Origin of the sequence: Pseudomonas sp. NBRC 111140, from assembly GCF_001320885.1 — a bacterium.
Lineage (GTDB): Bacteria > Pseudomonadota > Gammaproteobacteria > Pseudomonadales > Pseudomonadaceae > Aquipseudomonas > Aquipseudomonas putida_P.
On sequence record NZ_BCBQ01000021.1, the window covers coordinates 61,407 to 72,708 of the forward strand.

At 63.7% G+C, this 11,302-nt stretch carries 8 protein-coding genes and 1 pseudogene; 4 read left to right on the forward strand and 5 right to left on the reverse strand.

All coding sequences use genetic code 11. The annotated features are described in order from the left end of the window. Window positions 1-111: 111 nt before the first annotated feature. Complete coding sequence (gcvP, locus tag APH42_RS09535) at window positions 112-2,985, forward strand: aminomethyl-transferring glycine dehydrogenase (protein WP_012274746.1); 2,874 nt, start codon at window positions 112-114, stop codon at window positions 2,983-2,985. Between the two features lie 51 nt (window positions 2,986-3,036). Here gcvP and APH42_RS09540 read toward each other — a convergent pair whose 3' ends face one another. From APH42_RS09540 to APH42_RS09550, 3 genes are all read right to left on the reverse strand, one after another. Next, window positions 3,037-3,351, reverse strand: a complete 315-nt coding sequence (locus tag APH42_RS09540; protein WP_060493205.1) for a DUF2388 domain-containing protein — start codon at window positions 3,349-3,351, stop codon at window positions 3,037-3,039. An 88-nt stretch (window positions 3,352-3,439) separates the two neighbouring features. Next, window positions 3,440-5,113: a GspE/PulE family protein gene (locus APH42_RS09545; RefSeq protein WP_060493206.1), complete on the reverse strand. Its 1,674-nt coding sequence runs from the start codon at window positions 5,111-5,113 to the stop codon at window positions 3,440-3,442. 110 nt (window positions 5,114-5,223) lie between these two features. After that, on the reverse strand, window positions 5,224-5,529 hold the full coding sequence (locus tag APH42_RS09550) for a hypothetical protein (protein WP_012274743.1): 306 nt from the start codon (window positions 5,527-5,529) through the stop codon (window positions 5,224-5,226). Between the two features lie 126 nt (window positions 5,530-5,655). On the opposite strand from APH42_RS09550, the gene APH42_RS09555 reads away from it, so the two are divergent. After that, entirely contained in the window at window positions 5,656-6,126 is a 471-nt protein-coding gene (locus APH42_RS09555; protein WP_043198918.1) for an Lrp/AsnC family transcriptional regulator, read from the forward strand. A 173-nt stretch (window positions 6,127-6,299) separates the two neighbouring features. On the opposite strand, the gene APH42_RS09560 is transcribed toward APH42_RS09555, so the two are convergent. After that, complete coding sequence (locus APH42_RS09560) at window positions 6,300-7,667, reverse strand: CYTH domain-containing protein (RefSeq protein ID WP_012274741.1); 1,368 nt, start codon at window positions 7,665-7,667, stop codon at window positions 6,300-6,302. A gap of 116 nt (window positions 7,668-7,783) precedes the next feature. Between APH42_RS09560 and argE the strand changes: the two genes are divergently transcribed. Together argE and argA are read left to right on the forward strand one after the other, a co-directional pair. Then, window positions 7,784-8,926 (forward strand): acetylornithine deacetylase, encoded by a 1,143-nt coding sequence (gene argE / locus APH42_RS09565; protein WP_012274740.1) that lies wholly within the window; start codon window positions 7,784-7,786, stop codon window positions 8,924-8,926. Between the two features lie 124 nt (window positions 8,927-9,050). Then, window positions 9,051-10,349 carry an amino-acid N-acetyltransferase gene (argA, locus tag APH42_RS09570; protein WP_012274739.1) on the forward strand — a complete coding sequence of 433 codons (1,299 nt, stop codon included), beginning with the start codon at window positions 9,051-9,053 and terminating at the stop codon, window positions 10,347-10,349. 151 nt (window positions 10,350-10,500) lie between these two features. Here the strand turns inward: argA and APH42_RS09575 are convergent. Continuing rightward, window positions 10,501-11,302, reverse strand: a pseudogene (locus APH42_RS09575) (glutamine synthetase); the annotation flags it as partial.

Here is an 11,302-nt window from a genome sequence, read left to right on the forward strand (position 1 = left end):
GCTTTAGCCGCGAAGAGGCCAGGCCTGTGAGCAAGTTTCCCCGCAGAATCGGCAATCCCTTCCTAGACTTGTAAGTCTCCATGAGACCCGGTCTAGGAAGAGAGCGTCGTCATGTCCCAGTCGCCATCCCTGCATCAACTGCAAGAGCTCAACCCTTTCCTGCGTCGCCACCTGGGCCCCGATGCCGCCGAGCAGCAGGCCATGCTCAAGGTGCTGGGCGTCGCCAGCCGCAACGAGCTGATCGAGCAGACCGTACCGCCTGACATCCGCCTCAATCGCCCCCTCGACCTGCCGGCGGCGCTGGACGAACAGGCCGCCCTGGCCAAGCTCGCCGGTTACGCCGAACAGAACCAGGTGTGGACCAGCCTGATCGGCATGGGCTACCACGGCACCATCACCCCCACGGTCATCCTGCGCAACGTGCTGGAAAACCCCGGCTGGTACACCGCCTACACGCCCTACCAACCGGAAATTGCCCAGGGCCGGCTCGAGGCGCTGCTGAACTTCCAGCAGATGGTCATCGACCTCACCGGCCTGGCCCTGGCCAATGCCTCGCTGCTCGATGAAGCCACCGCCGCCGCCGAGGCCATGGCCCTGGCCAAGCGGGTGGCGCGCAACAAGAGCAACGCGTTCTTCGCCGACGAACACTGCCACCCGCAGACCCTGTCGGTACTCAAGACCCGCGCCGAGGGCTTCGGCTTCGAGCTGATCGTCGATGCTGTGGATAACCTTGCCAATCACGCGGTGTTCGGCGCTTTGCTGCAGTACCCCGACACCCATGGCGAAGTGCGCGACTTGCGCCCGCTGATCGACCAGTTGCACAGCCAACAGGCCCTGGCCTGCGTGGCGGCCGACCTGCTCAGCCTGGTGGTGCTGGCGCCACCGGGGGAACTGGGTGCCGATGTGGTGCTGGGCTCGACCCAGCGCTTTGGTGTGCCGATGGGCTACGGCGGGCCCCACGCGGCCTATTTCGCCTGCCGCGACGACTACAAACGGGCCATGCCGGGGCGCATCATCGGCGTATCGCGCGACGCCCGTGGTAACACGGCATTGCGTATGGCCCTGCAAACCCGCGAGCAGCATATCCGCCGCGAGAAGGCCAACTCCAACATCTGCACGGCCCAGGTGCTGCTGGCCAACATTGCCGGCTTCTACGCGGTGTACCACGGCCCGGAAGGCCTGCAACGCATCGCCCAGCGCGTGCACCGGCTGACCTTCATCCTGGCCGCCGGCCTTGAGGCCAAAGGCATCAAGCGGCTCAACCAGCACTTCTTCGACACCCTTACCCTGGATGTTGGCGGGGCGCAGGCGGCCATCATCGAAAGCGCCGAAGCGGCGCACATCAACCTGCGCATTCTAGGGCGCGGGCATTTGGGCGTGAGCCTGGATGAAACGTGCAACGAGCATACGGTGCTGCGCCTGCTCGATATTTTCCTAGGCGTGGATCACGGCCTGGAAATCGCTGCCCTCGACCAGTTGGCCCTGCCTGAAGGCATTCCCGCCAGCCTGGTACGGCGCACCCCCTTGCTTGCCCACCCGGTATTCAACCTACACCACAGCGAAACCGAGATGTTGCGCTACCTCAAGCAGCTGGAGAACAAGGACCTGGCGCTTAACCAGTCGATGATCCCGCTGGGCTCCTGCACCATGAAACTCAACGCCACCAGCGAGATGATACCCATCACCTGGCCCGGTTTCGCTCACCTGCATCCGTTTGCCCCAGCGTCCCAGGCCAGCGGGTACAAGGCGATGATCGACGAGCTGGAAAGCTGGCTGTGCGCGATCACAGGCTTCGATGCCATCTGCATGCAGCCCAACTCCGGTGCTCAGGGCGAGTACGCCGGCCTGATGGCGATAACCCGCTACCACCGCAGCCGTCACCAGCCGCAGCGCACGTTGTGCCTGATCCCGTCGTCAGCGCACGGTACCAACCCGGCGTCAGCGCAGATGGCTGGCATGGAAGTGGTGATCGTCGATTGCGACAACGATGGCAACGTCGACCTGGCCGACCTCAAGGCCAAAGCCCACGCGGCGGGGGAGCGCCTGTCGTGCCTTATGATCACCTACCCCTCGACCCATGGCGTGTACGAAGAGGGCATACGCGAAATTTGCGAGGTGGTGCACCAGCACGGCGGCCAGGTGTACATGGACGGTGCCAACCTCAATGCCCAGGTGGGCTTGGCGCGCCCGGCGGACATTGGGGCCGATGTTTCGCACATGAACCTGCACAAGACCTTCTGCATCCCCCATGGCGGCGGCGGCCCGGGCATGGGGCCGATTGGTATTCGCGCGCACCTTACGCCGTTCGTCGCCAGCCACCCTGTGGTGCCGGTGCCGGGGTTGGACCCGAACAACAGCGCGGTCAGTGCCGCGCCCTGGGGCAGCGCAAGCATTTTGCCGATCAGCTGGATGTATATCGCCATGATGGGCCCGCAGCTGGCCGATGCCAGCGAGGTAGCGATTCTCTCGGCCAACTACCTGGCCAGCCAGCTGGGAGGTGCTTTCCCGGTGCTCTATCGCGGGCGAAACCAGCGTGTGGCGCATGAGTGCATCCTCGACCTGCGGCCGTTGAAGGCCCTGACCGGCATCAGCGAGGAGGATGTCGCCAAGCGCCTGATGGACTATGGCTTCCATGCGCCGACCATGTCGTTCCCGGTGCCGGGCACGCTGATGGTGGAACCGACCGAAAGTGAATCGAAGGCCGAGCTGGACCGGTTTGTCGAGGCCATGCTGGCGATTCGGGCGGAAATTGCCGAGGTGCAGGAGGGCAACTGGCCAGCGGAGAACAACCCGCTCAAACATGCGCCGCATACCCTGGCGGATGTACTGGGGGTGTGGGACAGGCCGTATAGCCTGGAGCAGGCAGTGGCACCCAGTGCTCATGCGCGCCAGCATAAGTACTGGCCGGCGGTGAACCGGGTGGACAACGTGTATGGGGACAGGAATTTGTTCTGTGCTTGTGTGCCGGTGGAGGCGTATCGCTGAGTTCGGTGGTGGGTGCGTCGCGGGCGCATGCCCGCGAAGCAGACGACGCGGTTACTCGGCTACCGCATTCTTCGCCAGGATGGCATTGGCCAGCTCCATGTCGGACGCTTGCATCCCCGGGTTCTCTGCCCGTGCCTGGCGCATGGCCGCTTCCAGGAACGGCCCGCGAATCGCGCCTTCGCTGGCGACGAAGCTGCTGGCGTCATCCTGCGCGGCCACGACCAGCTTGTGGTCGCGCGAGGTCAGGTAGCTCGATGCCGTAGTGGCACCGGAAGTCATCACGTTACGCCAGAAGGTATCGGCCATGGCCGAGCCGATAGGCAGCGAGAGCAAGGCAGCGGCGGCGATGGCGGTTTTGAGACGCATGTTGAAACACCTCGAAGGGTGAGGGTTGAAGATGCGCGGTTGGATCTTTTCGGACGAGGCAAGTTCCTTGAATACAAAGGACTTTTCGTCAGTTACAGACGCGTAGCACTTCCTCCGCACGGGTCTGTCCGCTAGCCACCTTTGCTTCTCCGCAGCGACGCAGGTCAACCAGGCCGTCGGCCAGTGCCTGGCGCCGTAAATGTGCCAGGTCGGCGTGGGGACCGATCAATGCACGCAGGCTTTCGCTGGGCTGCAACAGCTCGAACAAGCCCGTGCGCCCATGAAAACCGGTGCCTCGGCAGGTTTGGCAAGTGGCTGATGAACGTGCCTGGCAGTCCGTGCACACGGTGCGCACCAGGCGTTGGGCCATGACCCCGATCAGCGTCGCCTTGATCAGGTAGTCGGCTACGCCCAGCTCAAGCAAGCGTGTGATTGCTGCGCAAGCATCGTTGGTATGCAGGGTCGACAGCACCAGGTGCCCGGTCAGTGCAGCTTGCACCGCCACCAGGGCGGTTTCGCGGTCACGGATTTCGCCGATCATGATGATATCCGGGTCCTGGCGCAGCATGGCCCGCACGCCGTTGGCAAAACCCAGGTCCAGCGCGGGCTGCACCTGCAGCTGGTTGAAGGCAGGGTCGAGGCGCTCGATGGGGTCTTCGATGGTGCACAGGTTGACCTGCGGCGTGGCCAGCAGCTTGAGGCTGGCGTACAGGGTGCTGGTCTTGCCGGAACCGGTGGGGCCAGTCACCAGGATAATGCCCTGGCGCTGGTGCAGCAGGCCTTGCCACTGGGCCAATTGCTGGCCTTGCAGGCCGAGGTGGTCGAAGCCCTCCTGCAGCTGCTGCGGGTCGAACAGGCGCAGCACCAGTTTTTCGCCAAACGGGGTGGGCAGGGTGGATAGCCGCAGCTCCACTTCACTGCCGCCTGGCAGGCGGCTTTGCAACCTACCGTCCTGCGGCCGGCGCTTTTCTGCCACATCCATGCGGCCCAGGTGTTTCAGGCGGCTGACCAGCGCCAGGGTGACGCTGGCTGGGAAGGCATAGACAGTGTGCAACAGGCCGTCAATGCGGTAACGCAGCTGGCCCTGTTCGCGGCGGGGCTCCAAGTGGACATCGCTGGCGCGCTGTTCAATGGCGTACTGCAGCAGCCAATCGACGATATGCACGATGTGCGCGTCGTCGGCACCGGCCTCGGCCTGGCGCTTGCCCAGTTCCAGCAATTGCTCGAGTTCGCCCAGGCTTGTCGACTGCTGGTACTGCGCGCCTTTTACCGATTGGGCCAGATGCTGAAACGACTGCCCGGACTGGCGGATCTGTAGCGGGCTGGCCAGCACGCGCCGAACCGATCTGCCGAGGCTACGGGCCAGGTCTGCCTGCCAGTCATCCTGATAGGGCTGGGCGCTGGCGACGGTAACGCTGGACGCATCGGCGGCGACGATGAGAATGCCATGGCGCTGGGCGAAGGCAGGGGAGATCAAGCCGGCGACCTGGGGCAGGTCGAGTTGCATGGGGTCGATGCGCAAGTAGGGCTGGCCAACCTTGTTGGCCAGCCATTGGCAGAGGTGGTCCAGGTCCAGGGGTTGGCCGGTGTGGTGGCGGTCTTCCAGGCTGCAAGCAGCGATCTGCTCCAGCGGGTGGCCTGTGGGGTGGGTGGTGGCGTGTTCGAGTACTTGCAAGGTGTCGTTGGCATGCAAGCGCTGGTCGGCGAGCAGAGCTTCGAGCACGCAGTTGAGGTCGAGTGCCGGGCTGTCGGGGGTATGCATGGTGGGCGTCCGTGCCTGATGAGAGCGTGCTGATCAAGGCTAGCCGGGCGGCGCAGAGGCATCGGAGGTGAAAGGTTTCGGGGTTTTGCTGCACAGCCACAGCAGCGCTGTCAGACCGCGGCCAGTTCCACCCGTTGCAGGTTGGTCAGGCTTACTTCGCCAACACACACCAGGTTACGCAGTTTCTGCGCAATCACCTCGGCCCGGTGCCAGCTCAAACCGCCGATGCCGACTTCAATGTTCAGCCAGTCTTCCTGCTGGTTGACCTGTACGCTGTGCGGGGTCAGGAATTGCAGGGCGAACAGGTTGAGCACCCGGCACAGGCTGTCAGGCTCGGCTTCGGCCTGCAGGCGATAGTGCACGGTGCTGTGGGCGTTGTTGGCGGCCCAGGCGTCGGTACGGGGCTGTGCGTTCATGCTGGTCTCCGCAAATGTGGGAGAAATTCTTGCACGTTGGTCGGGGTATTTTTTCGCTATGATTTGATCTTTTCGCGGGCTTTGCGAATTAATCAATTCATAGGTCGCGTATTTGGAGGCATATCAATGCACAGCGAGCTGGACGCCTACGATCGCCGTATTCTCGAACTACTGCAAGAGGACGCTTCACTGTCCAGTGCACAGATCGCCGAGCGCGTGGGGCTTTCGCAATCGCCGTGCTGGCGGCGTATTCAGCGTTTGAAGGAAGAGGGGGTAATTCGCGGGCAGGTAACCTTGCTGGACCGCAAGAAGGTCGGCCTGAACACGCAGATTTTTGCCGAGGTGAAGCTCAATGCTCACGGGCGCTCCAACTTTACCGAATTCACCGAGGCGATCCGCGGGTTTCCGGAGGTGCTGGAGTGTTATGTGCTAATGGGGTCTGTGGACTTTCTGCTGCGCATCGTCACATCGGACATCGAAGCTTACGAGCGCTTCTTCTTCGAAAAGCTGTCGAACGTGCCGGGCATTCAGGAAGTGAACTCGATTGTGGCGCTGTCGGAGATCAAGTCCACCACCAGCCTGCCACTGTCGCGGTGAGGCAGCTTCAAACCTGCTGGCGCGGTCCCTTGTAGGAGCGGCCTTGTGTCGCGATAGGGCCGCAAAGCGGCCCCAGCAATATCAGCTTAATTGCACAAGTCCTGGGGGTGCTTCGCACCCCTTTCGCGACACAAGGCCGCTCCTACAAAGGCTGTGTTAGCCTCCAGAGGGGATCAAGCCTTGAGCAGGTGCTTCCAGCCGCGGCTCTGGTCAACAGCCCGAGCCTGTTCGATACGCGCTTCCAGCACTTCATCGCTGATCGGCAGTTCGGCCAGCTCATGCAGCTTCTTCAGGTCGCCATACAGGCGGTCCATTTGCGGTGCTTCCAGCACCTGGCGGGCGTGGTGCAGCCAGGCCAGCAGTTGCTCGATACGTGGCAACTGCTCGGCCAGGTCTTCCGGGCGCTGGGTGTACAGTGGCAGCTTCAACGCTCGGCCTTCCTCGCCCAGCAGGTGCCCCAGCCAGCTGGCCAGCTGCGCCTTGCCCTGGCGCTCGCCACGGCCCTTGCGCTCTGTGGTCCAGGCGCGGGCCAGCAGCCAGCGCGAGGTTTCCAGTGAGAACTGGCCCCAGCGTACGTCTTCCAGCTCTTCGGCGAACTGCTCGGGCGCGGCGCGGCGGATATCTTCGTCATCGTTGCCGGCCTGAACCAGCGGGCGCCAGTCTTCGAGCAGCGCGTCAAGGCTGGCGCGCAGGTCGCGGGTGGTCGCGCGCGGTGCCGCCTGGCCCAGGCTGGCGGTGAGGGCACGCAGTTCACTCAGGCACTCGACCCAGTCCTGCAGCAGGCGCCAGTGGCCGTTGTGGCGGTACTGCTCGGCAAGGCGCTGGCTGCTGCCCAGCAGCTGCCAGGCCAGGGCGGCATAGGCGTCGTCCAAGGCCATTTCGGCTTCCAGCTCGGTATGCGGCAGGCCCAGCTCGTAGCTGTCCGGCTCCAGCAGTCGGTAGCCGCGCTCGGCCTTGCTGATGTCGCAGGGCATCAGTGGCAGGCTGGCGGCGAGTTCGGCGGCCAGTTCCAGCAATGCTTGCGGGTCACCTTCGCGCAGCTCCAGCTCCAGCTCGCAGATCTCTTCCTTGCGCTTGCCGGCGATCACGAAACCCTGGTCCAGCGCCGCCTCGATCACCACCTTGCTCTTGCCACGGCCCCAGGCGATTTCGGCGTATTCACGGCTGAAGTCGGTGGTGAACAGCGGCTTGATGGTTTTCTTGTCCAGGTTGGCCAACTGCTCGGGCCAGCAAGTGGCGTCCAGCTTTTTTAGGTCGAGCTTGACCTTGTCCAGGTTCCATTCGTACTCGTTGCGCTCGGACAGGCCGGCCACGCTGGTACCGCGGCATTTGAGGGTCTGGATGATGGCGTCGCCATCGCGGCGCAGGCGCAGCGCGACACGGGCGGCGGACAACTCACGCTCGGGGGTGTCGAAGTACTGGTTGAGCAGTTCACGGGTCTGCCAGCCGGACTTGTTGCGCTTTTTCAGCAGAGGGTGCTCGCGCAGGGCGGCAAGGGTCTCGCGGCTGGCGCGGAGCTTCAGTTCGGTTTCTTTGTGCATCACAGACTCGAAAGAGGGGGCGTGGTTGGCGGAGAGTCTACAGCAGTCCGCCCTCAACGGTTTATTCCAGACAGCGGATAGTCCTATGATGGGCAACGCTTCCGAGGAGTACGCGCATGCCGTTGCCGACGCTGAAAGACCAGTTCGCCGCCTTGATCGCCGCGCCTTCGGTCAGTTGCACCCAGCCCGCGCTGGACCAGTCCAACCGCCAGGTCATCGACCTGCTGGCGGGCTGGCTGGGCGACTTGGGTTTCAGGTGTGACATCCAACAGGTCAGCCCCGGCAAGTTCAACCTGCTGGCCAGTCGCGGCACCGGCCCGGGAGGCCTGGTGCTGGCCGGGCACAGCGATACCGTTCCGTATGACGAACAGCTGTGGGCCAGCGACCCGCTGAAGCTGACCGAGGCCGATGGCCGTTGGGTTGGCTTGGGCAGCTGCGACATGAAGGGCTTCTTCGCCCTGGTCATCGAAGCGGTCATCCCGCTGCTGGAGCACGACTTCAAGCAGCCGCTGTTGATCCTCGCTACCTGTGACGAAGAAAGCTCCATGTCCGGCGCCCGCGCCCTGGCCGAGGCCGGCCAGCCTCTTGGTCGTGCGGCGGTTATCGGTGAGCCTACCGGGCTGCGGCCGATCCGCATGCACAAGGGCATTCTCATGGACCGCATCGACATCCTTGGGCGCAGCGGCCATTCGTCGGACCCAAGCCTGGGCCGCAGCGCCATGGAAGCCATGCACGCGGTGATGGGCGAGCTGATGGGCCTGCGCCAGCAATGGCAGCAAACCTACCGCAACCCGCAGTTCACCGTGCCGACCCCGACCCTGAACTTTGGTTGCATCCACGGGGGTGACAACCCCAACCGTATCTGCGGCCAATGTGCCCTGGAATTCGACCTGCGGCCGCTGCCGGGCATGGACGTGGAGCAACTGCGCGCGGCCATTCGCGAAAAGCTGGTGCCCGTGGCGGAGCGTCATGATGTACGCATCGACTACGCGCCACTGTTCCCGGAGGTGCCGCCGTTCGAACAGGCCGCCGATGCCGAGCTGGTACACGTCGCGGAACGGCTGACCGGCCACCGCGCCGAAGCGGTGGCGTTCGGCACCGAAGCGCCTTATCTTCAGCAGCTGGGTTGCCAGACCATCGTGCTGGGCCCTGGCGACATCGCCTGTGCCCACCAGCCCGGCGAATACCTTGAAATGTCACGAATCGAGCCTACCGTGCGTCTATTGCGTGACTTGATTCGGCACTATTGCCTGCACTAAACGTCAATCGAACTGATTCGTTCCTGCCTAGAGGAGACCGCGCGTGACCGCAAGCCTGTTCCGACGATGATTCTGAACGCCCCCTGTATCGCCGTTCTCCGTCCACTTATCCACAGGCCCTGTCATGCCCGATTACGTCAACTGGCTGCGTCATGCCTCCCCGTACATCAATGCCCATCGCGACTGCACCTTCGTGGTCATGCTCCCTGGCGATGGGGTGGAGCACCCTAACTTCGGCAATATCGTCCACGACCTGGTACTGCTGCACAGCCTGGGCGTGCGCCTGGTGCTGGTACATGGTTCGCGCCCACAGATCGAAAGCCGCCTGGCCGATCGCGGCCTGACCCCGCACTACCATCGGGGCATGCGCATTACCGATGCCGCCACGCTGGACTGCGTGATCGATGCTGTCGGCGCCCTGCGCCTGGCCATCGAAGCGCGCCTGTCGATGGATATCGCCGCTTCGCCCATGCAGGGCTCGCGCTTGCGCGTGGCATCCGGCAACCTGGTGACCGCACGGCCGATTGGCGTGCTTGAAGGGGTTGATTACCACCACACCGGTGAAGTGCGCCGGGTCGACCGCAAGGGCATCAGCCGTCTGCTCGACGAGCGTTCCATCGTCCTGTTGTCGCCCCTGGGCTACTCGCCTACCGGGGAAATTTTCAACCTGGCCTGCGAAGACGTGGCTACCCGTGCGGCCATCGAGCTGGGCGCCGACAAGTTGCTGTTGTTCGGCGCCGAGCCTGGCCTGCTGGACGCCGACGGTAAACTGGTGCGCGAACTGCGCCCGCAGCAGGTTGCCCCGCATCTGCAGCGCCTGGGCAGCGATTACCAGGGCGAACTGCTGGATGCCGCAGCCGAGGCCTGCAAAGGCGGCGTGGCACGTAGCCATATCGTCAGCTATGCCGAGGATGGTGCGCTGCTGACCGAGCTGTTCACCCGTGGTGGTGGCGGTACGCTGGTGTCGCAGGAGCAGTTCGAAGTGGTGCGCGAGGCGAGCATCGAGGACGTTGGCGGCTTGCTGGAGTTGATCAGCCCGCTGGAAGAACAGGGCATTCTGGTGCGCCGTTCGCGCGAGGTGCTGGAGCGCGAGATCGAACAGTTCAGCGTGGTCGAGCGTGAAGGCATGATCATCGCCTGTGCGGCGCTGTACCCGATTGCCGATTCCGAGGCGGGGGAGCTGGCGTGCCTGGCAGTGAACCCGGAGTACCGCCATGGTGGGCGTGGGGACGAGCTGCTGGAGCGCATCGAGAGCCGGGCGCGGCAGATGGGCTTGAATACCTTGTTTGTGCTCACAACGCGCACTGCGCACTGGTTCCGCGAGCGCGGCTTTGCGCCGAGTGGGGTAGAGCGGCTGCCGGCGGCGCGGGCTTCGCTGTACAACTACCAGCGTAATTCGAAGATTTTCGAGAAGGCCCTGTAAACCTGTGCCGGCCTCTTCGCGGGTGAACCCGCTCCCACAGGATCTTCACCGGACCTGAGGCTGGCGCTATCCCTGTGGGAGCGGGTTTACCCGCGAAGCAGGCGACACGGCCTGGAATGAAAAACGCCGCCCTTGTGGGCGGCGTTTTCGTTTACACAGTATGCAGGTACCAGTTGTACTCGAGGTCGGAGATCGAGTGTTCGAACTCCTCCAGCTCGCTCTCCTTGCACGCGACAAAGATGTCGATGTACTTAGGATCGATGTACTTGTTGAGGATCTCGCTGTCGTCCAACTCGCGCAGGGCATCACGCAGGTTGTTCGGCAGGCTCTGCTCCAGCTGCTCGTACGAGTTGCCTTCGATCGGCGCGCCTGGCTCGATCTTGTTGGTCAGGCCATGGTGCACGCCTGCCAGCACGGCAGCCATCATCAGGTACGGGTTGGCGTCGGCACCGGCCACGCGGTGCTCGAGACGTACAGCGTCCGCCGAGCCGGTTGGCACGCGCAGTGCGACAGTGCGGTTGTCCAGGCCCCAGCTTGGCGCGTTCGGCACGTAGAACTGTGCGCCAAAGCGGCGGTACGAGTTGACGTTCGGGCAAAGGAACGCCATGGACGCGGGCAGGGTCTCGAGCACACCGCCGACAGCATGACGTAGCGCGGCGTTCTGCTCGGGATCCTCGCTGGTGAAGATGTTGTTGCCATCTTTGTCCAGCACGGAAATGTGTACATGCAGGCCGTTGCCTGCCTGGCCCGGGTAGGGCTTGGCCATGAAGGTGGTGTCCATTTCATGGTCGTAGGCGATGTTCTTGATCAACCGCTTGAGCAGTACCGCGTAGTCGCAGGCCTTGAGCGGGTCGGCCACGTGGTGCAGGTTGACTTCGAACTGCGCCGGGGCGCTTTCCTTGACGATGGCGTCGGCTGGGATGCCTTGCTCTTTCGCGCCTTCGAGGATGTCC